This window comes from Spirulina subsalsa PCC 9445 (assembly GCF_000314005.1).
GTDB lineage: Bacteria > Cyanobacteriota > Cyanobacteriia > Cyanobacteriales > Spirulinaceae > Spirulina_A > Spirulina_A subsalsa.
In genome coordinates this window covers 1,811,811-1,837,068 of sequence record NZ_JH980292.1, presented here as the reverse complement: position 1 = coordinate 1,837,068, position 25,258 = coordinate 1,811,811, and the positions used below count along the sequence as shown (strand labels likewise).

Below are 25,258 nucleotides of genomic sequence, written 5' to 3'. Positions count from 1 at the left end.
ATTACCGGGCAGATTCTAACGGGATTTGCCGGGTTTACTATGCCGAATCACCTATAGTATGCGCATCGAGCAGTTGCAGGCATTTTTAGCGGTGGCACAGCAGGGAAGTTTTGGACAAGCGGCCCGACTCTGTGGGATTACTCAGTCCACCATCAGCCGACAAATTCAGGCTTTAGAGTCAGAGTTAGGTTTAGCACTGTTACACCGAACGAGTCAAACGAAGTTAACTTTAGCGGGGGAGCAGTTATTTCCCCGAGCGAAACGCATCTGTCAGGAATGGGAAAATGCGCTAAGGGACTTAACGGAGTTGCGGGAGGGGAAACAGCCAGAACTTTGTGTGGCGGCGATTCATTCGGTTTGTTCTTATCATTTGCCTCCAGTTTTATTAGAGTTTTGTCAGCAGTATCCCCAAGTGCAGTTACGGGTGACGGCATTAGGGAGCGATCGCGCGATTAAAGTTCTGCGGGATAGTTTAGTAGATGTGGCGATTGTGATGAACAATCCTCTATTAACCACATCCCCCGAGATGATTGTGGATTCCCTCTATGAGGAACCGGTAGAAGTGTTAATGGCGGCTGGACACCCCCTCGCATCCTATAATGAGGTGCCTTGGTCGGAATTAGTCCATTATCCTCAAGTCGTGTTTAAAGATGGCTATGGGATGCAGCGCTTAGTCCAAGAGCGCTTTAATAAATTAGGAGCGACCCTACAAGCGGCAATGGAATTAAATACCCTTGATGCGTTTCGGGGGGTAGTGCGACAAGGAAAAATGATTGCTTTATTGCCCCAGTCCGCTTTACTCGAATCAAGGAAAGATCCCTCCTTAGCGGTGCGTTCTCTTGGGAATTCTTCCGTTTTAGTGACTTGTCCTCCCCTGACTCGTCAAGTGGTTTTAGTGACGACTCGCGATCGCCTTGAGATTCCCCCCATCCAGCATTTTTGTCATTTAGTCAAACAGATGTTATTGATCTCTCCCGAGTCTAGGGAATCTGTTCCCCTACTGGCAGAATGAACCTCAAGCGGGAAGGGGAAGACCAATACTCTTAGATAGTATAATGAGTCCGCTACATTAATCGGGACTGTCTGATGTTCGGCATCCTTTGCTACGCAACGCTGTGCGAACACGCAGCGTCACGAAGTGACCTTATGAATTGAAACCTAATGCGATCACCTGCTTCCCTTTCCCCCTTCCCTAGTTTTTTGCCCCCAGAAGTCATTCAACTCACAGAAGAGACTTCCATTGAGATGGCGCAACAAATCCAGCGCATCGCCCTAAAAACCCCCTTGTGTGACGCGCCCATTGGCACCTGTTACACCCAACAAGGTCACTCGAACACCCCCCTCCTCCTCCTACAGGGGTTTGATAGTTCGCTGTTGGAATTTCGTCGCCTCCTGCCTTATCTTGCCCCCCAGCAAGAAACCTGGACTGTGGATCTTTTGGGCTTTGGATTTTGCGATCGCCCCCCAGAACTCCCCATCGACACCGAAGCCTTGAAAATCCACCTGTACCACTTCTGGAAAACCTGCATTCAGCGCCCCATGATCCTAGGAGGGGCATCCATGGGGGGAGCCGCCGCCCTTGATTTTGCCCTCACTTACCCCCAAGCGGTGGAAAAATTAATTCTCCTCGATAGTGCAGGCCTCGCCAAACGCCCCATCATGGGTAAATTTCTTTTCCCCCCCTTAGATCGTTGGGCGACAGACTTTTTGCGCAGCCCCAAAGTCCGAGAAAGCATCAGCCGTAAAGCCTATTATGACCCTCGTTTTGTCACCCCCGATGCGAACCTCTGCGCCGCCTTACATTTAGCCTGTCCCCGTTGGAGTGAGGCCTTAATCTCCTTTACCAAGAGTGGGGGTTATGGTTCTTTTGTCAAGTTTTTGCCCCAAATTCAACAACAAACCCTAATTATTTGGGGAAAAAATGATAAAATCTTAGGCACAAAAGACGCGTCCATTTTTGCTCAAAAACTGCCCCATAATCAATTAGTTTGGATTGATCAATGTGGTCATGTTCCCCATTTAGAACAGCCTCAAACCGTTGCCGAAGAAATTTTGAACAAAATTAGCGAATTTTGAACAAAATTAGCGACGCATTCCCCCACCTCGAAGTGGGGGTTAAGGAGCGGCGGGGTTTAGTCATCATAGCCTGGGTTCTCAATGTACTGCTTGAGGATGGCAAAAGGACACTGAGGGCTGTTCCAGCCAATGTTCTGGACGGTTGCCCCGAAGCTGGGCTTGTCTGTGTGCTCTCTGGACTCTCGATAGTTCAAGATTAGCCTAGGACACTCCCACCTCGGCTACGCCAGGTGGGAGAGCTTCATCCCGAGTTTTCTGGTTTCTATGACTCGATCATGGGGTTAACTATTTCCAAGTAAGAATAAACTCAGCAAAGTGCCACTATTCCAAAGACTATGGAGACAGATGGAGGCCAGGAGATTGCGCGATCGCACATAGACAAACCCCAACACCATCCCCAACACGGTCAGAGGTAGCACTTCGGAGATATTTAGGTGAGCAATGGCAAAGACTAAACTACTCAAGGTAATGGCTCCCCACACCGGAATATAGCGCGTTAGGGAGGGGAGGAAAAAGCCGCGAAAGATGATTTCTTCAAACAAGGGCGCCGCGAGGGAAGCGGTGGAGAAAAAGATCAGCAGGGCGAGGGTATCTTGAGATTGGAGGGCGAGGGAAATAATGGGATTACTGCCCCCCTGTCCTTGCCAAATTTGTTGATTCACCAAGGAAATGACCACCACCAAGGGAATGGCCGCAAAATACCCCCCCACACCCCACAGAGGCCAATTACTGAGCCATTTCACCTTAAACCAGCCGTCGGGTAAGGGGAAAAAGGGTTTGAGGGAGAGATAAAGAACCCCTAATCCTCCCACCATCATCAGAACATAACTGGTCAACACATAGAAGGCTTTGCCCCGTAAGTCGAAACTGAGGGGATCTAAACCAATCCCTTGGACAATCAGGGGGAGAAACTCGGGCAAGAGAATCTGACTAATAAAGAAAAATCCCACAATTAAGACTTGCCAGATGATTTCTCCATCCCACGGTGTCTCCCAAAGGGCGTTTTGTGTTCCGGCGAGCAGCGATCGCTCTTTGTGTAAGATCAACCCAAGGATCAATCCCACCAAAATCACTACCCCCAAAATGCCACCCAAGAAGGGAATCCCCCCAATCAGGATTAATCGTAACAAGGCTTGCTCTGCCGCTTGTTGTCGTTGAGTAACCAAGGCAGCCAAAGCACTACTATTTCCTTGCACTTGGTACAATTGACTTAAGCTCTCATCCCGAAACCAGCCCTGTAGGTGGCTTTGAATCAAACTTTCCCCATCGGGAGCAATTAAGGGAGCCGCTGACCATAAACCCATTAAAACCCGTGCCGTTGCTTCCCAATGACTACCGGGATGGATCAGCATGACTTCTTCCCAAGTGTCTTGGGCGGCCTTAACTTGCTCTTGTTTCGCCTGTAAAATGCCCTTATTTAAGCCAATTTCTGCCTGTAATCGGGTCATTTCTCCCAGGGCGTTTTGTAAACGGGGTTGAGCATCGGTGGAGGGATTATCTGTGACCAGTAGCTGAGGATCTCCAGCCCCAGAGTCCGTTTCTAACAGGGTTTTTAGTTGACTTTCGAGTTGCTCGAAATTGCGGTGGATTTCCCCTGATGCCTGTTCATATTGCTCTTGCGCCTGGCTGTAGGGGTTTTCTCCTAACAGATATTGTAAGGGGAGTGGGTCAGACTCCCCTTCAACTTGTAATTCTGCCGCCTGTAAGATCAAATTGGTTTGATAGAGTTGCAAACGGCTTTGAACTTGGGGTTGGTTGACACTGAATAGCAGGGAAAAGAGGAGTTTCGCCACAGCTAGGCCAGTGAGGAGAATTAAAATAATGCGTTTTGGGGTCATAGCGGCTTGGAAAACATCTGGTCGATTATCCCAGATTAAGACCCGCCATGACTACGGGGATCTTCGCCGCTTTGGGGTTTTACCTTGGCTTGAAAGGCGGACACTTTCCCGCTTTGGTTGGCGTAGGGGAGAGTTTGCTGGGCAATGAGAGCCTCTAGATCGGCTTGGAGAATGGGTTTGGGCTGTTCTCCGATGGTTTGGGCGATCGCCTCTCCCTGAGCGTTAAAATAGACAAAATGGGGAATCCCATCCACTCGATAGCGCAACACCTCGGGCAACCATTTAGTATTGTCTACATTCAACATCACAAAGTTGACCTGGTTCTCATAGTCGGCCTTGACTTCCCCTAAATCTTTCGCCATCGCCTGACAACTGGTACACCAATTGGCATAAAATTCCATCAGTGTGGGTTTGCCGTTGTGTAAGGCGACTTCTAGGGGGGTGGCTTGGGCGGCCTGGGTTTCAAGGGAAGATACCCCCGTTTCAGTTTGCAGGCCCCAAACGAGGGTAGCACTCAATAACACCGCTACCAGGGCTAAAACAAGATTGCGTAGCCGTTGATAGGGTTTAGGATTGGGTTCTGTGGGATTGGTTGTAGGATTTGTCATCGAATCACTGGGCGATAAAATGGCTCTGGGTCTATTGTGACATCCTCGCCGCCCTAGGAGGACGACGATTCCCCAACCGGATAAAACGCGGTCTGGCTTGTTCTGTGCGGTAGCATATTAGTAATGTCCCTTCAATCCTCGGTCTGAATCTCAAGATGGGGTGTTGCGATTACACTTGACCTATGAAAAAGCGAGTCACTCTTACTTTCCCCAGACGGGCGGTGCAAATGCCTGTCACCTATCGACTAGCCAAAGATTTTAATGTGGCGACTAATATTATTCGCGCTCAAGTCGCACCCAATCAAGTGGGAAAGTTAGTCGTGGAATTGTTGGGGGATATTGATGAAATGGATGCCGCCATAGAATGGATGCGATCGCAAGATATCACCGTTTCCCTCGCCAGTCGAGAAATCCTGATTGATGAGGAGAGTTGTGTCGATTGTGGTCTATGTACTGGAGTTTGCCCCACTCAAGCCTTAATCTTAGATCCAGAGACTTACAAACTCAACTTTACGCGATCGCGCTGTGTAGTCTGCGAGCAATGTATTCCGGCTTGTCCTGTGCAGGCCATTTCCACTAATTTTTGAGGAATCGGGTTTTTCCCATGTCTATGCAGCATTCCCTCAATTCTTCCCCTGTCTCTTACTTCAGTTCAACCCTCCACGACCTTAGTTTAGAGTCCACCATCGCCCAATTATCCCTATTTTCCTGTGTTGTCTCTACGGAACAAACGGGAACGGAATTAGCCGCCATTTTTGAGCAGTATCCCCAGTTACCGGGGGCCATCTTAGTCGAGACTAGCCACAATAAACCCCCCCAATTTGTCGGCATGATCTCCCGACGACAACTCCTAGAATATTTATTATTGCCCCAAGGCCCAGAGTTATTTTTACCCCGTCCTCTCGCTATTTTACATCACTACCAACGCAGCGAAACCCTTGTTCTGAAGGGGGATACACACATTTTAGAAGGGAATCGTCAAGCCTTAAGGCGATCGCCCACCCTCATCACAGAACCAATTATCGTCCAATTAGACCCCCAAACCTACCAGATTTTAGACTTTGGACAACTGAGTTTAGTTGCTTGGCAAATTCGCGGCATTGAAACCCAAATCCGTTACGAACGCAGCCAAGCCCAAATGATTCAAAGTGAAAAAATGGCCAGCTTAGGCCGCTTAGTTGATGGAGTCGCCCACGAAATTTTAGATCCCGTAGGCTTTATTTGGGGCAACCTCACCTATATTTCCCGCTACAGTGAACAACTCATGGAACTGTTGCAAGCCTATGAGGAGGTTTTACCGAATCCCCCCCACTGTATTCAAGACCTACAAAACGATATCGAACTTGACTATATCAAACAAGATTTATCCCGTATTGTTAACAGTATTACCACGGGAGCACAACGCCTGAAAGTCTTAGCCAGTAGCCTCCAAAACTTTTGTCATGTTGATGAAGTTTACCCCAAACCTGCCGATATTCATAGCTGCCTAGATGGGATTTTATTACTCCTGAAAAGTCGAATTAGTCGCGAAATAAAAATTGTTAAAAACTATGGACAATTACCCCCAGTTGTGTGTTATGTAGGCAAACTCAGTCAGGTTTTTATTAATATTTTTACCCAAGCGATTAACTCATTATTAGAACAAGCCGTTACTCAAGAAATTGCCCAAGAATTTGATCATCCCATCCCTAACCATGATCCCGCCCAAATTACTATTATTACTCAGGTTATTTCTCAGAATGCCACCACGAAATCCACCTTAGAAATGCGTTTTGTCTCCATTAGGATTATTGATAATGGTGCCGGGATGAATCCGAGGGAATATAAACAATTTATCGATTCTTTTTTCCTTAAAAATAGAGCAGATGTAGAAACCAGTTGGGCAGTGAGTTATCAGATTATAACCGCCAAACATGGGGGACAGTTTTTAGTTAAATCTCAGTTAGGATTCGGCACAGAATTTGAAATATTACTTCCCCTTTGTGAAGGGTAAAATAAAAGGCACTGTGACCCAAGAATTCCCAACTCTTGGACTGATTCAGCAAGTCCTATTTAAACTAGCTCAGAGTTAACATCCAAATCATCCCCCCCACCGCAATTAACCAGCCCAAAAAACACCAACGCATTAACCCTAAAGCTTGGTGAATAATCTCCGGTGTAATGGGTTTAATTGCCTCTCCTAATAACGGTTTTTCTTTCACTTCTCCTTGATAAGAATTAATCCCTCCTAACTGCACGCCTAATGTTGCCGCATAAACGCATTCACTCCACCCAGAATTAGGGCTAGGATCTTGTATTGCATCACGACGACAGATTGTTAATATATAACAAGGACGAGTCGAAAATAAAGCAATTGTTAGTACCGTTAAACGACAAGGCAACCAAGTTAAACGATCTTCTAATTGAGCGCTAAACCAGCCTAAATCTCTGTAAGGTTCGCGTAAATAACCAATCATAGAATCAAGGGTGCTAGCCGCTTTATAGGCCATGCAAAAGGGAACAGTGCCAACCGTAGGGATAAAGATACCAAGGAGGGCATAAAATAAAGGGGCTGTGACTCCATCCGTAGCGTTTTCTGCGATAGTTTCTAAGACAGCGCGCAATATTTCTGGTGCAGATAATTGGGCAGTATCTCGCCCTACATATAACCCTAATTTGGCTCGCGCTAGTTCTATATCTCCCCGGGATAAAGGCGTTAAAACTTCTTCAGCCGCCCGTCGTAAACTTCGACCTGCAAAACAACTCGCCAGTAAAATAATTTGTAATAAAGCGGCTAAAATGGGGTTAATTTTTTCGATAAAATAAAGCCCTAGCCAAGTTAAAAACCCTGTGCCTATAATCAGGATGAGTCCTAAGAAAACTCCGGCAAGTTTACGAGCCGTTTTTGAATTAAATTGTTTAAGAATGATTTGGCTGAGTTGTTTAATGATCCAACCCATCAATTGTACGGGGTGAGGAAAACTCCAAGGATCTCCGATTAAATAATCCCAAAAGGCAGCGGCGCAGACTAGAATGAATGCCTTTTCTATAACCGCATGGTACATTCTAGAATGAGTTTCTGGTTAATGGTTGCATAGGGTTGAATTTCTAAGGCTTTACGGAAGGCGTGAATGGCAGGCTTATATTTACCGACGGCGGCATAACATAAGCCTAAACCATGCCATGCGCCAAAGTGAATGGGGTTGAGTTCTACGACTTTTTGACAATCTTTTTGTGATTTTAAATAACGAGATTGGGTGTAATATAAAACGGCGCGGCGGTTCCAAGCTTCGGCAAAATCAGGGTAGTTTTGAATGGTTTTAGTCAAAATTTGTTCAGCTTTGGTGAATTCTCCATTATCTAATAAAGCTTGAGCGCGTTTTAGGTATTCTAAGCCTAATTCTCCTTTTTGGTTTAACCACAAGTTCCAAAAGTCTGCGGTGGCTTGTTCGCGAATACCCTCATCTGGATCTTTGAGTTGGGCAAGAAGTTGTAGGGTTTGAATATCAAAGTCTTTCATAGATTTTCGGAAATAGGGAACAGGGAACGGGGAATAGGGAATAGGGAATAGGGAATAGGTGATAGGGAATAGGGAATAAGTCTTAATTCCCCGTCTCTCCCGCTCCCCCTGTTCCCCACCCGGAGCAGAGTTATTCAGCACGCCCTAAATAGGATGGCGAAAATTGATAATTGATGGTTGATAGAGCCTGTTTTCTTGACCAACTAACAATTTAGACGGTTGATGTTAGAGGTTTATCGGGGATTTACTCGTCTTTTTTGTCGTCTTGTTTGAGGTCAGGGATAAAGTCGGGGCGCTCTTTGTCTTCCCAGCCGGGGGGACGTTTGGAGTTGTACCAGGCGAGGGATCCGAAGACGACGGCGGCAATAAAACCGACGACATAAACGGTGGTGAAGGAGAAGGGGAGGGCGTTGGCGGCGGCGAGGATGTCTAAGGGTGTGTGCATATTTGGCTTGTCAAGTGTTGATGCTTATTAGTGGCGATCCTACCAGAATTTGGGGGGATCAGGGGAGGGGTAGAAAGGGGCTAAGAGCTTCTAGGATGGGCTGGGGGCAACTGGCGGCGGCATCGTGGCCGCAGTTGGGGAGGATTTGGAGTTGGGCGTTGGGGAGGGCTTGCTGGAGGGTTTTTCCTTGGGGTAGGGGAAACCAATGATCTTGATCGCCCCAGAGGAGGAGGGTGGGCTGGGTGATTTGGGGGAGTTTGGCTTGAATGTTGCCGATGGTATTGGGTTTTTGTTGCACGAGGGACTCGATTTCTCGACAAGCTTGTTGGAGGGCTTGGCCATATTGGGCGATCGCACCGGGAAACTCAATATAGGGGTAAGTAATCCAGTAGACATCTTCGAGGGTGATTAAACTGGAATCCGTGACTAATTCCCGTCGGGAAAAACGGGTGATTTCCCGAATCAGGGGGGCGAGGGGTTTACTGAGACGGGCTTGATCAAACCATTGGATGAGGGAGAAGGGCAAACGGGCGATCGCAGGCATCCACCAACTGGGCAGGGCATCTAAGAAAATCGGCACGTTGATCAAGACCATTTTCTCGCATAACTGGGGATACTCTTCCACCAACCCTAAGCTAATTAAGGCCCCCAAGGATTGGGCGATGAGAATGACAGGTTGATCACATAAGGCGGTAATCACCCGTTGTAATTCGATAATTTCATGACCGATGGGTTCGATTTGTTGGGGTTTGTCCGAGAAGCCATTCCCTTTAAGATCAACACAAATCACCCGGAATGATTGGGCGAGGGGGTCAATCAGATGTCGCCAGCTATAACTCCAACTGCCGATTCCATGCACCAATACTAGGGGCTGCCCGCTGCCTTTTTCGCCGTAGGCGATTTTAACCTCTCGTCCGGTGGCATCGGGGATGATCAGGGTTTGTTGTCCTTGGGGAAAGCTGGTTTCCCACCAGTTGCTTGGCATAAGGAATTCTGGGTATCTAAAAACTTTGCCCGACAAAGATAGAACGCACTTCCCCATCCCGGCGAATAATGGCATTTTGACCGTTAGCATCAACTAAAGTCCAACCACTCTCCCCAATGGTTTCGCCGATGGTAATACGCTGGGTGCTGCGACCAATGCGGAAGAGGGCGGCGGTGCGATCGCCAGATTCCAAAATTCCCACCAGTTTATGGGTGTCCCCTAAAGCGGTTTGAGTGGGGCTAGGACTGGCTTGGGGGGCATCAGGGGAGGCCGCAACTTCCGGTTCTTCCGGCACGTTGGGCAATTCGGAACGACTGACACCAGCGCGGGGGGATTCGGGCAGTGCGGCGGCTGGGGAGGGAGAGGGGGGCGGGGATTGGGCGGCCGGAGGGCTAGGACTGGGACTAGGACTAGGACTGGGACTGGGGCTAGGACTGGCTTGAGGGGCAGGGGAAGGGGCCGGGGAGGGGGGCAAGAGGCTACTCACGGAAGGATTGGGGGGGTAGATGGGGATGTACACCCGTTCTACGACTTGGGGGGATTGACCGGGGATGGCGGGTAATCCACTGGCTACGGGGGAGGTACTGCTGCCCTCTGGGGGGGCGGATCTGGCTTTGGTTTCGATGACTTCAAGCGATCGCTGCATATAGCGCACAAACTGGGCATCTTCCCCAGACATCGGCACCCAGACGTACTGAGAGCGAGAACGCCCCCCCTGTAAAAAGGCGGGAGGCCATTCTAACTTTCCTTCGTTGACTAGCCACGCGACAACCCCCACAAAGGAAACACAGGCTACCCCGAATAAAATTTTATCGGCGTGTTCGAGCCATGAGATGCTTTTGAGGCTTGTCGCCCACTTCGGGCCTTTCCCGGTGGCTGTGGGGTCTGCCTTAGCACCTTTTTGGCGTTTTTTGCCTCTAGCTTGAAGGGACTTAGATTCAGTAGACTGGAGTTGGGTGGCTGAGGTGTTGGTCGTGGGGTTTTCGGCTAAGGAGGACTGAGGACTGTTGCCCGCTGGTAAAGTTAAGGAGGGGACAACGACGGACTCTAAGGCAACATAATCTGATTTAACCGTCTTAGTGGGGAGTTTAGCGCCTCCATCAAGGAGACGGTCTACATCCTCAAAGAGGTCGTCCATCAGGGCCTCTGCATCCTGTTCAATCGACCACGGCTGAAGGGGGGCCGTTTCAGGAAAGGGTTGTCTTGGGCGATTATTATAGCTCACATCCTCAGACATAAATCGTTTCCTCTGTAACACAAGCAACACTAAGAACAGTTACAGGATAGCCGAAGAACGGGCTATGCTGTGTACATTTTTGGCAAATCTATCAGTTTTGCTCTCATAACATCGGGGGCATGGGGACTATAAGCATGAAACAGTATGACTGGCAAGAAAAAATTTATGAAGGATCTCACTCTATCGTTTATCGAGGGGTAGATCGGGTGGCAAAACGTCCGGTGATCGGCAAAATTCTGAAAGCGGATTATCCCACTCCTGAACAGTTAAGCCGCTACCACCAAGAATATCAAATTACGCGATCGCTGAATTTCCCCGGAGTTGTCCAAGCCTACGCCCTAGAACGCTATCAAAACAGCTTAATGATCGTCCTAGAAGACTTTGGAGGAGAATCCCTAGAACGGTTAATACAGCGTCGTTCTTTAAGCTTATCGGAGTTTTTGGCGATCGCCCTTCAAGTCACCCAAACCCTCGCCCAAATCCACGCCGCCCACATTATCCATAAAGACATTAACCCATCCAACCTCCTTTATAATAGCACCACCGGACAACTTAAAATCATTGATTTTGGTCTATCCAGTGGACTAACATCTGAAGTCACCTCCCCCCAAATTTCCCCCTCATTAGTCGGCACTTTAGCCTACATTTCTCCTGAACAAACCGGGCGAATGAACTGTTTCCTAGACTATCGCACCGACTTTTATTCCTTGGGGGTGACATTTTATGAATTACTCACCAGACAACTCCCCTTTAAAACCCAAGACTCCTTAGAACTCATTCACTGTCATATTGCCAAACAACCCCCTCCCCCTAACCATTGTCCTGAAGTTCTCGCTCAGTTAGTTTTAAAGCTACTTGAAAAAAATCCTGAATCCCGTTATCAAAGCGCAACAGGAATTCACGAAGACCTAAAACGTTGCTGGGAACAGTTAAGAAATCAGCAAGAAATCAAAGCTTTTACTTTAGGTAAATTTGATTACTCTGACTTTTTTAAAATTTCGCAAAAGCTCTATGGCAGAACCCAAGAAATCGACTTTTTGCTGCACTACTTTGAGCAACATCTCCAAACAAATAAAACACCCATTCAATCAACTACATCAGAAAAACTACCCTTACCATTTTTATTAGTTTCTGGCTCTCCGGGTATTGGTAAATCTGCTTTAGTCAAAGAACTCTATAAGCCCATTACAGAAAAACGTGGAGTTTTCTTATATGGAAAATTTGAACAATATAAACGAGACAGACCCTATGGTGCTATTATTGACGCTTTTCAAAGCCTTATCGAGGCAATTTTGACAGAAAATGAGCAAATTATCCAGCAATATCGGAAAAAGATTTTAGAACATCTTGGAAAAAATAGCTCAATTCTTATCGATATTATCCCCGAGCTAGAACTCATTATTGGGACTCAATCTCCTGCACCCATATTGTCCCCGAATGAATCTAAAAATCGCTTTAATTTAGTTTTACAAGATTTTATATCTATCTTTGCCAAACCTGAACATCCTTTAGTCCTATGTCTCGATGATTTACAATGGGCAGACTTAGAAACCCTAGACCTCATTCGCTTATTAGTTACTCGTCCTCTCCCCCAAGCACTTTTTATCATTGGGACTTATCGCAACAGCGAAATTTCCTCCCTACACCCCCTCAGCTTAATGCGTGAGGAGATTAGCCATTTAGGTTACTCTCTCCCTGAGATTACCTTACAACCCTTAGATTTTCTCTCCATTGGTCAATTAGTAGCAGATACCCTAAATTTATCCATCTTTGAGGTGATGCCATTAGCTGAACTATTAGGAAACAAAACTAATGGCAATCCTTTCTTTTTAGTACAATTTCTTAAAACTTTATATGATCAAAAATATATTGTTTTTGATCATAAAGCCCGATGTTGGGTTTGGGATTTAGTTCAATTACAATCTTTACAAATTACTGATAATGTTGTTGAGCTCCTTGCCACTCGAGTCCAACAACTCCATCCTATCACCCAAGAATTATTACAACAAGCCGCCTGTATTGGGAATTGCTTTGAAGCAAATCTTTTAGCTGTTTTAAGTAAACAATCAGCCCTTAAGATCCAAAATGCCCTACAAGAAGCCTTAGAAATGGGGTTAATTTTTCCGGTTGGGGAACAATCCTATTATCCCATGAAAATGGGAAATCAACGTGATTTAGAACTATCCAGTTATACTCTCTTAGGCTGCCAATATAAGTTTATTCATGATTACATCCAACAAGCCGCTTATTCCTTAGTGCCGCAAGAGCAAAAACCCATCATTCATCAAAAAATTGGCGAATATTTATTACAAAGTATTCCCGAATTTGAACGGGACGAAAAACTATTTGATATCGTCAATCAACTGAATCTCGGATTATGTCAATTGCCATCAGAAGCCTTTGCCGAAGGCGATAAAATAAAACTAGCCCAGTTGAATTGGGAAGCGGGGATAAAAGCCAAACAATCAACCGCCTATGCTGTGTCTTTTCAATATCTCCAGACGGGCTTAAGCTTATTACCGGAGAATAGTTGGCAGAATCATTATGATTTTACCCTAAAAGTTTTTATCTCTGCGGCCGAAGTAGCTTATTTGAGCAGTCATTTCACAGAACTTGAGCAATTAATTAATAGAATTTTACCTCAAACAGCAACCCTTTTAGATCAAGTTAAAGTTTATGAAATTAAAATTCAAAGTTTAATCGCTCAAGGGCATCTATCAGCCGCTATTAATGTTGGATTAAAAACCTTGGGATTGCTAGGGCTGAATATACCTCCTAGACCTAGCGAGAATCTAGTTCAGGAAAAAATCAAGCAAACTCAGAAAAACTTAGTCAACTTTTCAAAAAAAACTATCTTAGAATTACCTTCAATAGTCAGCTTAGAAGTTGAAGCAATGATGGGACTTTTGTCTAACATCTGTGCGGCTTCTTATTTGCATCGTCCCCGTTTATTTCCCTTAACGGTTTGTACGATGGTTGATCTTAGCTTGCAATATGGCAACAGCAAAATCTCTCCTTTTGCTTATGCGGCTTACGGCTTAATTTTATGCGGAATTTTGTTTGATTTAGATGCAGGATATGAACTGGGAGAAATTGCCTTATCTTTAGCCGATCAATTACAAGCAGATTCATTTTTAGCCCGAACTATTTTTGCTGTTAACCATGAAATTAAAAGCTGGAAACTACATTTTCGGGACGTATTAAACCCCCTCAAAAAATGTTATCAGATTGGGGTAGAAAATGGCGACTTAGAGTTTGCAGGCTATGCGGCGATGTATTACTGTGGTTATTTATACTGGGTTGGAACTCCATTAGGCAAAATGAAAACAGTTTTAATGGAATATATTAAAGCCCTACAAAAAATTCAACAACCGACGGGAGTTCATTGTTTAGAAATTTTTCTCCAGCTAGTTTATAAATTAACGGATCAATCTTCTGACCCCAGTCAGTTATTAGGGGAAGTTTATAACGAGTCTAAATTTAGTTGGTTAAACAACGCCAAAATTCGTACTGTTCTTTTATTTTTTTATATCCATCAAATTTATCTCGCCTATATCTTTCGGGATTACGACTTAGCCTTAGAACGGTTAAAATTCGCCCAAGAATATAGTGATGCTTTCCCCGGATGTCCCCAAGTAACTATCCTTGATTTTTATAGTGCTTTAGTTTTATTAGAACACTATCATAAAATCACAGATTCTGAAAAAGAGAGTCTGTTACAGCAAGTTAATAAACATCAGGTTAACTTGAAAAAATATGTAAATTTTGCACCAATGAATCACCTGCATAAATATAAATTAGTGGAAGGAAAAATTCACTTTGTAAAAGGTGAATTTTTTCAAGCGATTCGTTGCTACGAGCAAGCTATTCAGGAGGCTAAGAACAACCGCTTTATTCAGGATGAGGCAATGGCTTATGAATTAATAACCCAATGTTATCAAGCGCAAAATAACACGATTGTAGCCCGGGCTTATATTCATGAAGCACACTATCATTATCGCTCTTGGGGTGCGGCGACCAAGGTTAAGCAGATTGAGCAACAATATAATGAATTATTGATTGGACTGAAGCACCCTAGCAATAGTCCGAGTTCTAGTCAGGAAAACAATGAGGATTCTACGCTAGATATTGACAGTGTTCTCAAAGCTTCCCAAGCTTTAGGCAGTGAGATTATTTTTGAACAACTGCTGACCAAGATGATGAAAATTGTCATTGAAAATGCAGGAGCAGATCGAGGGATTTTATTGTTAGGGTATAATGACCAACCTTGGCAAGTTGTAGCCACGGAAACCATTGGCGAGGAAGTTTCGGATTTTTTACAATCTCCTCTAGAGAGTTTACCCTCTAATGCGCTGCCTAAATCAATGATTTATTATGTCATGCGAACCCAAGAAAATTTAGTTTTAGCCGATGTAATGGAGGGTAAATTTAGCCAAGATTCCTATATTTTACAATATCAACCCCAATCGGTTTTATGTATGCCCTTATTGAACCAAGGTCAGTTAATTGGGATTTTGTATCTAGAAAACAAGTTAATTGCTGGGGCATTTACGGAGTATCGACTCAAAATTTTAAGAATTTTAGCATCTCAAGCGGCGATTGCTTTAGAAAAGTCGCTATTGTACCAAGATTTACAACAGGCGAAGCAACAGGTTGAGGACTATTCCAAAACCTTAGAACAAAAGGTAGAAGAGCGGACTAAAGCACTCCAGATTAGTGAGTCTCGTTATCGGGCGATTGTGGAGGATCAAACGGATTTGATTTGCCGCTTTAAGGAGAATGGAAGTTTGTTATTTGTCAATGATGCTTATTGTCGTTATTTTAGAGTGGAACGATCCCAAATTCTATCTAAGTCTTTTGTGCCGATTATTCATCCAGAGGATCGGGAAAAGGTGCAAGAAAGCATTCAGTCTCTGAGTCCAGAAAATCCCGTGATCAGTGTAGAACAGCGCACGTTAAGTTCAGAACATACGGATGATTTCCAAGCAGTCCGTTGGCAGCAGTGGATTAATCGAGTGATTATTAATGAACAGGGGGATGTGGTGGAATATCAGGGGGTGGGACGAGATATTACCCTGCAAAAAAAGGCAGCTTTTGAATTAGAAAAAGCGAAGGAAGCGGCCGATGCAGCCAATCGCGCTAAAAGTGAGTTTTTAGCCAATATGAGCCACGAGTTACGTACTCCTTTGAATGCGATTTTAGGGTTTAGTCAACTGTTACAACGGGAAACCCAAGGTTTGGATCATCCCAAGGTGCATGAATATATCCAGATTGTTAATCGAAGTGGGGAACATTTGCGCGATTTAATTAATGATATTCTGGATATGTCAAAGATTGAGGCGGGTTGTTTGACGTTGAATCAGACGGATTGTGATTTGTCTGGTTTATTGCGAATGTTGGAGGATTTGTTTCAATTAAAGGCACAACAAAAGGGGTTAATGCTATCTGTGGATTGTGATCCGGCTATTCCTCCGTTGATTGTGGTAGATCAACGAAAATTACGTCAGGTTTTGATTAATTTATTGGGGAATGGGATTAAGTTCACGACAGAGGGAGAAGTCCGTTTAGGAGCAATGTTAGAGGGTGCAAGTTCTGGGGATAATTTGCGGTTACGCTTTGAAGTGAGGGATACAGGGGTAGGGATTAGGGAGGAAGATTTACCGATGCTATTTGAACCGTTTGTGCAGACGGAGGTAGGGAGACAGTCAAATAGTGGTACTGGATTAGGTTTAGCGATTAGTCAACAGTTTGTTGAGTTGATGGGGGGGGAAATTACAGTACAAAGTCGGGTCGGGGAGGGGACGGTGTTTCAGTTTACAATTCCTGTGATGCTCTCGGAGGGTTCTCTTCCGGTTGCTTCTTCTGTGGGTCAGCGTATTATTGGTTTGGAGCCGGATCAGCCAGATTATCGTATTCTAGTAGTAGATGATCGTTGGTCTAATCGCCATTTATTAGTACAATTGCTCGAACCGTTTTTTGAGCTTCGCGAGGCTAAGAATGGGGAGGAGGCGATCGCACTTTTTCAGAGTTGGCATCCCCATCTGATTTGGATGGATGTTCAAATGCCGGGGATGAATGGTTACGAAACCACCCGTTATATTAAATCTACCCCAGAAGGTCAAAAGATACCGATTATTGCTCTGACAGCCAGTATTTTTGATGAGGAACAAGCGGTGATTGTTTCAGTGGGATGTGATGATTGTGTGCGCAAACCTTTTGCGAGTCGGGTGATTTTTGAAAAAATTCAGCAGTATCTGGGGGTGCGTTATCGGTATGGGGGGGAAGTCCTGAATCCTGCGGTGACTGTCTTGAAGGAAGTCCCTCTCACAGGGGAAGATTTGGCCTCACTGCCTCCTCACTTGCGGCAAAAACTTCATGCTGCGGCTTTAACTCTTAAGTATCATGTGATGATTGAGGCGATCGCACAACTCCCCCCAGAATCAACTAAGCTCAGGGATGCTCTCCGCCAATTGGCTGATAATTTCCGATATGACACTATAATTGATTTGACGGAGTCTTGCCTAGAATCCTAGCTTCCACAAGGGAAATAGCCTCCAACTCACTAGATTATTCCTAGTTACATCATCCGTCATTATATTATTCCAAAAAACTCTTGACAAAATTCACTCAGAAAGGTAAAGAGTTTATCGAGCATTGAATTGTTTTGTTTCTTGTTTCTCCAGATAGTAAAGGTCGTCTTTTTTCCTGAGTCTATCAAAGGGATTTGCTAAATTTAATTTTGTAAATTGTCACCTAAGATCCTCAACTTTCTTTTCCCTCTTCTTTTATTTAACCATGATAAAAAATGACAATTGAGACGACCGAATCTCGAAAAGCGAATATTTTAATTGTTGATGATACCCCAGATAACTTACGATTTCTTGCCCAAACTTTAGAGGTCAGAGGCTATGAGGTTCAATGCGCGCTCTCGGGAGCGTTAGCGTTGCGTGCTGCTCAACTTGAACCGCCAGATTTAATTTTGTTAGATATTAAAATGCCGGGGATGGATGGGTATGACGTTTGTCAACAATTTAAAGGGTTAAAAGAAACCCAAGACATTCCGGTTATTTTTATTAGTGCGTTAGATGAAGTTTTAGATAAAGTCAAGGCTTTTCAAGTGGGGGGTGTTGATTATATTACTAAGCCTTTTCAAGAGGAAGAAGTCTTGGTAAGGATTGAAAATCACTTAATGTTACAATCAGCAAAAAAGGAAATTTATCAACTCAATCTAGAATTAGAAAAGCGGGTTCAAGAACGAACAGCAGAACTAGCCCAAGAAATTCAACAACACCAACAAACTCAACAACAATTACTTCATATTGCCTTACATGATGAGTTAACAGGACTCCCCAATCGCAGTTTATTAATTGAACGGTTGAAAGAGTCTTTAAAAACCTATAAAGCTAATCCCAGACAACGTTTTGCGGTGTTATTTTTGGATTGCGATCGCTTTAAGGTGGTCAATGACTCCCTAGGACACAGTGTAGGCGATCGCCTCCTCTGTGCCATTGCCTCCCGTCTACGCTGTTGTCTGCGTTTGGGAGATACCCTCGCTCGTTTGGGAGGAGATGAGTTTACCATTTTGCTAGAAAATATTGAACAACTCGAAGATGTTTTACTGATTGTTCGTTCAATTCAGTCCGAATTGCAATATCCCTTTAAGCTGGAACATCAAGACATTTTTATTGATATGAGTATTGGGATTGCAATGGTTAATGAAGACTATCAGCAAGCTGAGCATTTATTACGAGATGCTGACGCGGCTATGTATCAAGCAAAACGAGCCGGAAAGTCTTGTTATCAAGTATTTCAACCGGAAATGTACCGTAATGCTGTGATTCGTTTTCAAGCAGAACGCGACTTACGCCACGCCATTGAACGGCAAGAGTTTCGGGTGTATTATCAGCCCCTAATTTCTCTTACGACTGGTCAATTAACAGGTTTTGAAGCGCTCGTTCGTTGGCATCATCCTGAACGAGGATTAGTGTCTCCGGGGGAATTTATCGACATTGCAGAGGAAACTGGATTTATTGTCCCGATTGGCTTCTGGGTTTTGCGGGAAGCGTGCGCTCAGTTCCAATCTTGGCAAGATACAATTGCCATTCCTTCAGATTTAACCCTAAGTGTCAATCTTTCGGTGAAACAATTTGCTCAACCGAATTTATTAGATTGGATTGATAGTATTTTAAAACAAACAACTATTAATCCTCAACAAGTAAAGTTAGAAATCACCGAAAGCGTTATATTAGAAAATACGGCCTCAGTTCAAGGCATTTTTAATAAACTCCATCAACGCAAAATTTTATTAGCGATTGATGATTTTGGGACAGGTTATTCTTCCCTTAGTTATCTGCACCGTTTCCCGATGGATACCTTAAAAATTGACCGTTCTTTTGTTAATTTTATGACTCAAAGTCCGGTTAATTTAGGCATTGTTAAAACAATTATTAATCTGGCGCATCAACTGGGAATGAGTGTTGTCGCAGAAGGCATTGAAACGGAACACCAAGCCCGAACTTTACAGGAGATGGGGTGTGAAGAAGGGCAGGGGTTTTTATTCTCAAAACCTTTGTCTGTGGAAGCAGCAACGCAATTGCTCCAACAATTTCCCGTTTTGTTACAGCTTCATGGTTAGATCAGGGAACAGGGAACGGGGGGGAGCAGGGGAGCAGGGGAGCAGGGGGGCAGGGGAGAGGCAATCTCCCGACTCCCGACTCCCGATTCCCGACTCCCTCTTATCTCCCTTATCTCCTCAAAAACTCTCCCACCTGCTGATCCGTCGGTTGTCCAGAGAGTGCGCCCCGTTGGGTGGTCACTAATGCTCCTACGGCGGCGGCATAGGTGATGATTTCGCCCACGGATTCCGGGCGATTTAGGGCTTTTAAGCCCTGTTGAACCAGTTGGTGGAGTAATCCGGCCACAAAGCCATCCCCGGCCCCTGTGGTGTCTTCTACGGCAACCTGAAAGGGGGTGAGACTGCCCTCATGATCATTTAAACAGTAACGGATGGGATCACTACCGCCCCCAGTGACAACAACCCCTTCGACAGAATTTAACTGATGGGCGATCGCACCTGCATCCACCGTATTAAATAACCATTGCGCCTCCTCTTGGGAAAGCTTGACAAAATCGACCCAATTCCAAAGTTGAGCGATGCGAGCGCGAGCGCTGTCCGGTTCCAGCCAAAACATCGGCCGCCAATTAATATCTAGAAACACCTTTAAATGGTACTCATTCGCCAACTCCAGCGCGTGGAAAATAGCCGAGCGCGTTTGAGGATACGCTAACTCTAAAGTGCCTAACACCAAATATTCCGCCTCGGCAAACAACACCGTCGGTAAGAGATTCGCCTCCAAATAGGCATCGGCAAAAGCATCTGGGGGCTGCCCCCCAAACCCGATAAACTCCCGTTCTCCAGAAGGCGATCGCAACACATAAACCGAACGAGTCGGAGCCGAAGGGTGAACCTGAATTCCTCGACTATCCACCCCCACCTCCTCACACAACACCCGCCACAAATCCCCCCCCTCATCACGCCCCACACAACCCACCAACGCCGCCGGAGTCCCCAACTTCACCAAACCACAAGCCACATTTCCAGGCGCACCCCCCAGAAACCGAGTCCAAGACTCCACCCCCTCAGCCGACACCCCCACCTGATCCGCCAAATAATCGACTAAAATTTCCCCAAGACAAATCACACGAGGATTGCTCATATCGTCCCCCAACCCACAGGCCCATAAATAAATTTTGCCCTTATCCTAACCCGTCCATGAGCCAAGAAAAACTAAGATTCTCCGGATCCACCGCCAAACAATCTTTTAGAATTAAAGATAAGTAATAATAACTAAGGTAGAACTTAAATATGTCTGAGGAAAAATCATCCACACCCGTTGCTCTGTCAGACCGCGAACTTCAGATTGTCGAGCTAGTGGCGAGTGGCCTAACCAACTATGAAATCGCCCAAAAACTAGAAATTAGCAAACGCACCGTAGATAACCACATCAGCAACATCCTCACCAAAACCACCACAGATAATCGAGTGGCCCTAGTCCGTTGGGCATTACAGTGGGGGAAAGTTTGTCTCAACGATGTGAACTGTTGTACACTACCCGCCGGGAATAGCTCCCTCTCCAGCGAACCCGAAAGCACACCTTAACCCAACCGCCAATCTTGACAAGTTAAGACCCACTCGTTAGAAGTCAAGGTGTCGGGAGTCGGGAAAATGCGGTTGTGTCCAATGGTGAATAGTCCATAAATAGTGTTGTCCAATTTGTGGAACGCTATATATGGGACTTGACAAAATGCACACAAGTCTAACTTGTTAAGATTGCCCAACCGCAAAACCCCCGCCCAACCTGAAACAGCTTAAGCGGGGACTCCTCGACTAATCACAGTCACATAAAAAACCGCCCAAAAAGTCCTGAATAATGGCAATCGGCAATTCTACAAACCCGCGAAACTGATCCACAAAACGACTCACTTGGCGAGAAAAACGAGTCACCGCCACCCCATCAATGTACATATCTTGAGTCGGGTAATTTTGCAAAAACTCCAAAATACTGATCTCATTATTCTCACGCGCCGACAACACCAACGCCGCCCGCAATGATTGGATATTAGCGCGGCGAGACTTCGTATGAATGAAATTGCCCGTCTCAAACAGCAGATACTCCCCGGGCAACGTATTCAATACATTATGTAAAAACAGGAAATTGACCCCCACCTTATAATCCAACACCTGGCGCACATTCTCCGGATCCTGTCCCGACAGATTGACCAAAAAACGCACCGAGGACGACATTTCCCCCGTTTCCACAAACCGTTCCAAATCCTCCACCAACACCGACTGCTGGAGCGGTCCATAAGTAATAATCACCCGTTGTGCTGCCGAAGAAGGAACTTGTGCCACCAACAGGCTACTCCCCACCCCTAGCGCGCACATCCCGCCCCAACGGAGAGCTTTTCGCACCCGCCCGCTCAATCCTTGGGCTAATTTTCCGGCTTGAACACCCATAATCCTTAAAAAATGACCTAAACTGACAACAAAGAACCAAAAACACAAGAAATAAGCCCTTATTCAACCACAGAGGCCGACTCCTGAGAGAGAGCCTTAGCGCGTTCAGTCACCATTAAAGTAGTGTCACTCACACAATTCTCACCACCCGGACTCACCGCCAACGTTGCCCCGTCACCCGGCAACATTGAACCCGGTTCACACTCACAAATCATCTCCTGCAAAAACTGACGAGCCGTTCGCAGTGCGGGTTCAATATTCTCTAAAAAGCGGCTCACCCGGTCATAGGTCACCTGTAATCCCGTTAAATCTACATTGACGCTTTGCATCGGATAGCGTTGAATCACATCAATCAGGGAAATCATGCCATTGGCTTCCACAGACCCCCGAATGGCATCCCGCAAAGCTGCAACATTGGTGTCTAGCGTTCCTTGATTAATCGCCTTATCAATTTGTAGCAAGGCAAATTCACCTAAAGAACTGCCCAACGTATCCCGGACAAAATTGGGACTCACCCGAATTTCCGCCCCCAAAATTTGCCGTAAAATGTTGGGGAAATCCGTTCCCACTTCCTGCTCTAAAAAAGACTGAACCTCCGGTTCTAAATCTCCCGTCTCCACAAAATCCACCAAAGCCCGAGTCGGCACAGCAATTTCCAGCGCATTGTACTTAAAATTAATCACCTCCGCCGCCGAAACAGCACCGCCCCAAGTCGCTAGCAGTGCCGTGGTGCCGATGGTTAAAGCAACTGCTTTCTGTTTCAGTTGGGATAGGTAAGATGCAGCTAACATAACAAACTCCTCATCAAAACAAATAACTTCGTGGTAATGTCTCGCTCCTTCTGTTGTTCAAGAAGGAAGTAGCCCAGAATGGTTTGTCTCTTCGCCCAATCCTCATTATTGAGTGCAGACATTAACCGAGGGCTACAGAACATCTTAAGCATACCCATCTTTTTCTACAACTGTTCCACTGCTTAGGCTCGATTTTCTCCTCCAGGGGAAAAATCCAACAAACTGATGAGCCAAAATCCGTATTTTCTCTCTTCCCTCCCCCTCAGCCTCCCCGAAACCGTCATCAAAGCGTTAAAATCAATCTGGAATTGTGCTTTTTGTCTCAAAAACAGAAACTCAAATCCAGCGCAAACTAGACCTCGTATCAGAGCGCCCTTAAAAACACTATGGATTCACCTATTCAGGCTGTACAAGCTCCCTATCGAGGAGACGCATACTATAAAACCCCACCCCCTGACTTGCCCTCGTTGTTGCTCAAAGAGCGCATTGTTTATCTGGGATTGCCCCTCGTGTCACCGGATGAGTATAAAGAACAAATGGGGCTGGATGTGACAGAGTTAATCATTGCTCAACTCTTGTTCCTGCAATTTGATGATCCCGACAAGCCGATTTATATGTATATCAACTCAACCGGGACTTCTTGGTATGGAGGAGAGGCCATCGGCTTTGAAACGGAAGCCTTTGCCATCTGCGACACCATGAACTACATCAAGCCTCCTATCCATACCATCTGTATTGGTCAGGCAATGGGGACGGCGGCCATGATTCTGGCGGCTGGCACAAAGGGCTATCGTGCGAGTCTGCCCCACTCTACGATTATCCTCCACCAACCCCGTCAGGGGACTCAAGGCCAAGCCTCGGATATTCAAATCCGGGCGAAAGAGGTGTTGGCGAATAAACGGGCGATGCTGGAAATCTTTGCTAAAACGACGGGTCAACCTCTGGAACGATTGGAGCGGGATACTGACCGTATGCTCTATATGACCCCCGTTCAAGCCCAAGAATATGGGATCATCGATAAAGTGTTAGAAAGCAGTAGTCAACTGCCGACTCCTGTTCCGGCGACTCCTTAGTTGTTTTGTTCTTTTTTATCCCCGAAATTTAATCATGCCTATTGGTGTTCCCAGAGTTCCTTATCAAATGCCCGGTCAGCCTTATTCTGACTGGATTAATATTTACGACCGTCTCTACCGAGAACGCATTATTTTCATCGGTCGGGGAATTAATGACGGACTGGCGAATCAAGTGATTGCGATTATGCTTTACTTGGATTCGGAAGATTCGGGTAAGCCGATCTATCTCTATATCAATTCGCCGGGAGGGTCTGTTACGGCGGGATTGGCCATTTATGACACGATTCAGCACATTAAGTCGGAAGTGGTGACAATTTGTGTCGGTCTGGCGGCTTCGATGGGGGCTTTCTTGTTGTCATCGGGGACGAAGGGGAAACGGTTGGCGCTGCCCCATTCTCGGATTATGATTCACCAACCCCTCGGCGGTATCCAAGGTCGTCGGCAAGCGACGGATATTGAGATTGAGGCGAAGGAAATCCTCCGCATTAAACGACAACTCAATGAGATTATGGCGGGTCATACCGGACAACCGATTGAGAAAATCGAGAAGGATACGGATCGGGATTTCTTTATGTCTCCTGAAGAGGCGAGGGAGTATGGTCTGATTGATAAGGTGATTGAGGATCGTTCCCTTTAACAAAAATGTTGCGGAATTCCCCTTCCTCGCTTGCAGGGAGGGGATGGACTTGACCACTAACTCCCAAAGCGAAAACCAAGCTAAAAAGGGCTGTGTTGCAAGAGAAAATTTGGGTCTTAGAAACTAGGACTTCTGCCTGGGGAGGGAAGATAAGACTCGCTATATTTCGGTATAGAAAGCACTTCCCATTGAATCAGGAAGCTCCATCCTCGCGCCTAGGCAGGGTGGGGTAGTTCACTCTCAATAATTAGGGCTTGCTGAATAAGTCCGAGAGTTGGGGAGTCGGGAGTCCGTGTAGGGGCGCAATGCTTGCGCCCTAGGGAGTCGGGAATAGTCAAGAGTTTCGGCTATTCACTATTCCCCTGGTCCCCTGGTCCCCTGGTCCCCTGTTCCCCGTTCCCCGTTCCCTGTTCCCTAGACCCACCAGCAGAGTTATTCAGCAGACCCTAATTCTAAAAACAATGGGTTAGATGGCTTGATTGACTTGTTCGAGGAGTTGGACTAGCTGGTGTCTAACGGAGGCGTGGGTGTATTCATCGTCGGGGTGGGGCGGTTGTCCGGGTTGTTGGAAGTGGGGGGTTTCGCCGTACATTTGCCCCCATTTGGCATCGACTTGTTGCACCAGTTCGTAGAGGATTTCTGGGTTGGAGGCGATCGCATTTAAAATATCCCGCAGGGCTATCAAAGGCTGCTCTAGGTTTTGACTCACCCGCAAATCATTCTGAACCCAAGTCTGTAATACAGCTTGTAATGCTCCCGATGAGTCCTGCAAGTTCTGAGTAATAAATTGATTCAGTTCGGCTTTGGCTTGAATTAGAGGAGGGACAGGGGACTCCCCTTTTAAGAATGCCCCCCCTTCCCGACCAATTACATCGGCTAAGGAAAATTTGCGACCCGATAGAATATCTCGTTCTAGACTAAGATCCGGTTCTTGTTCCCGTTCTGATTCAGGATTGGGGTTCATTGAATGTTTCACCGTAAGAAATTGACGCTCCCATCGCTAAAAGCGAGGGATTCCCTGTTCATCCAGTTACCTTATCTAGGAGGCTTTC

General features: G+C 45.8%; 20 protein-coding genes. 9 read left to right on the top strand and 11 right to left on the bottom strand.

Annotation, left to right across the window (positions count from 1 at the left end; all coding sequences use genetic code 11):
- Window positions 1-58 precede the first annotated feature (58 nt).
- Entirely contained in the window at window positions 59-1,012 is a 954-nt protein-coding gene (locus SPI9445_RS0108545; RefSeq protein WP_017304319.1) for a LysR family transcriptional regulator, read from the top strand.
- A 149-nt stretch (window positions 1,013-1,161) separates the two neighbouring features.
- Window positions 1,162-2,076 carry an alpha/beta fold hydrolase gene (locus SPI9445_RS0108540; protein WP_017304318.1) on the top strand — a complete coding sequence of 305 codons (915 nt, stop codon included), beginning with the start codon at window positions 1,162-1,164 and terminating at the stop codon, window positions 2,074-2,076.
- 281 nt (window positions 2,077-2,357) lie between these two features.
- On the opposite strand, the gene SPI9445_RS0108530 is transcribed toward SPI9445_RS0108540, so the two are convergent.
- Window positions 2,358-3,914 (bottom strand): CPBP family intramembrane glutamic endopeptidase, encoded by a 1,557-nt coding sequence (locus tag SPI9445_RS0108530; protein WP_017304316.1) that lies wholly within the window; start codon window positions 3,912-3,914, stop codon window positions 2,358-2,360.
- A 35-nt stretch (window positions 3,915-3,949) separates the two neighbouring features.
- A complete protein-coding gene (locus tag SPI9445_RS0108525; RefSeq protein WP_017304315.1) occupies window positions 3,950-4,522 on the bottom strand; it encodes a thioredoxin family protein in 573 nt (190 codons plus the stop codon).
- A gap of 182 nt (window positions 4,523-4,704) precedes the next feature.
- On the opposite strand from SPI9445_RS0108525, the gene SPI9445_RS0108520 reads away from it, so the two are divergent.
- Window positions 4,705-5,109 (top strand): NIL domain-containing protein, encoded by a 405-nt coding sequence (locus SPI9445_RS0108520; protein WP_017304314.1) that lies wholly within the window; start codon window positions 4,705-4,707, stop codon window positions 5,107-5,109.
- 17 nt (window positions 5,110-5,126) lie between these two features.
- Window positions 5,127-6,515 (top strand): sensor histidine kinase, encoded by a 1,389-nt coding sequence (locus SPI9445_RS0108515; protein ID WP_026079629.1) that lies wholly within the window; start codon window positions 5,127-5,129, stop codon window positions 6,513-6,515.
- A 64-nt stretch (window positions 6,516-6,579) separates the two neighbouring features.
- Here the strand turns inward: SPI9445_RS0108515 and cbiB are convergent, their stop codons facing one another.
- From cbiB to SPI9445_RS29855, 5 genes are all read right to left on the bottom strand, one after another.
- A complete protein-coding gene (gene cbiB, locus SPI9445_RS0108510) occupies window positions 6,580-7,566 on the bottom strand; it encodes an adenosylcobinamide-phosphate synthase CbiB (RefSeq protein WP_017304312.1) in 987 nt (328 codons plus the stop codon).
- Entirely contained in the window at window positions 7,548-8,021 is a 474-nt protein-coding gene (locus tag SPI9445_RS0108505) for a tetratricopeptide repeat protein (protein ID WP_026079628.1), read from the bottom strand. The genes cbiB and SPI9445_RS0108505 overlap by 19 nt, the downstream gene beginning before the upstream one ends.
- Before the next feature lie 244 nt (window positions 8,022-8,265).
- Window positions 8,266-8,466, bottom strand: coding sequence for a photosystem II assembly protein Psb35 (gene psb35, locus SPI9445_RS0108500; RefSeq protein WP_017304310.1), 201 nt, complete (start codon window positions 8,464-8,466; stop codon window positions 8,266-8,268).
- 58 nt (window positions 8,467-8,524) lie between these two features.
- A complete protein-coding gene (locus tag SPI9445_RS0108495) occupies window positions 8,525-9,451 on the bottom strand; it encodes an alpha/beta fold hydrolase (protein ID WP_017304309.1) in 927 nt (308 codons plus the stop codon).
- Between the two features lie 16 nt (window positions 9,452-9,467).
- Complete coding sequence (locus tag SPI9445_RS29855; protein ID WP_017304308.1) at window positions 9,468-10,688, bottom strand: hypothetical protein; 1,221 nt, start codon at window positions 10,686-10,688, stop codon at window positions 9,468-9,470.
- 134 nt (window positions 10,689-10,822) lie between these two features.
- Here SPI9445_RS29855 and SPI9445_RS0108485 point away from each other — a divergent pair, with 134 nt between their 5' ends.
- On the top strand, window positions 10,823-17,221 hold the full coding sequence (locus SPI9445_RS0108485; protein WP_017304307.1) for a protein kinase domain-containing protein: 6,399 nt from the start codon (window positions 10,823-10,825) through the stop codon (window positions 17,219-17,221).
- Window positions 17,222-17,493: 272 nt separating this feature from the next.
- A complete protein-coding gene (locus SPI9445_RS0108480; protein ID WP_017304306.1) occupies window positions 17,494-19,323 on the top strand; it encodes a two-component system response regulator in 1,830 nt (609 codons plus the stop codon).
- 109 nt (window positions 19,324-19,432) lie between these two features.
- Here SPI9445_RS0108480 and SPI9445_RS0108475 read toward each other — a convergent pair whose 3' ends face one another.
- Window positions 19,433-20,404 (bottom strand): carbohydrate kinase family protein, encoded by a 972-nt coding sequence (locus tag SPI9445_RS0108475; protein ID WP_017304305.1) that lies wholly within the window; start codon window positions 20,402-20,404, stop codon window positions 19,433-19,435.
- Between the two features lie 149 nt (window positions 20,405-20,553).
- On the opposite strand from SPI9445_RS0108475, the gene pedR reads away from it, so the two are divergent.
- On the top strand, window positions 20,554-20,847 hold the full coding sequence (pedR, locus tag SPI9445_RS0108470; RefSeq protein ID WP_017304304.1) for a photosynthetic electron transport-dependent transcriptional regulator PedR: 294 nt from the start codon (window positions 20,554-20,556) through the stop codon (window positions 20,845-20,847).
- Window positions 20,848-21,075: 228 nt separating this feature from the next.
- Here pedR and SPI9445_RS24890 read toward each other — a convergent pair whose 3' ends face one another.
- Together SPI9445_RS24890 and SPI9445_RS0108460 are read right to left on the bottom strand one after the other, a co-directional pair.
- The gene (locus SPI9445_RS24890) at window positions 21,076-21,705 is read right to left on the bottom strand and encodes an alpha/beta hydrolase (RefSeq protein ID WP_052646628.1); all 630 of its coding nucleotides are present in this window, start codon (window positions 21,703-21,705) and stop codon (window positions 21,076-21,078) included.
- Window positions 21,706-21,764: 59 nt separating this feature from the next.
- Window positions 21,765-22,496 carry an alpha/beta hydrolase gene (locus SPI9445_RS0108460; protein WP_017304302.1) on the bottom strand — a complete coding sequence of 244 codons (732 nt, stop codon included), beginning with the start codon at window positions 22,494-22,496 and terminating at the stop codon, window positions 21,765-21,767.
- A 386-nt stretch (window positions 22,497-22,882) separates the two neighbouring features.
- Between SPI9445_RS0108460 and SPI9445_RS0108450 the strand changes: the two genes are divergently transcribed.
- Window positions 22,883-23,569, top strand: coding sequence for an ATP-dependent Clp protease proteolytic subunit (locus SPI9445_RS0108450; RefSeq protein WP_017304300.1), 687 nt, complete (start codon window positions 22,883-22,885; stop codon window positions 23,567-23,569).
- Between the two features lie 34 nt (window positions 23,570-23,603).
- A complete protein-coding gene (locus SPI9445_RS0108445; RefSeq protein WP_026079626.1) occupies window positions 23,604-24,206 on the top strand; it encodes an ATP-dependent Clp protease proteolytic subunit in 603 nt (200 codons plus the stop codon).
- Window positions 24,207-24,672: 466 nt separating this feature from the next.
- Here the strand turns inward: SPI9445_RS0108445 and SPI9445_RS0108440 are convergent, their stop codons facing one another.
- Entirely contained in the window at window positions 24,673-25,170 is a 498-nt protein-coding gene (locus SPI9445_RS0108440; protein WP_017304298.1) for a hypothetical protein, read from the bottom strand.
- Window positions 25,171-25,258: the final 88 nt, after the last annotated feature.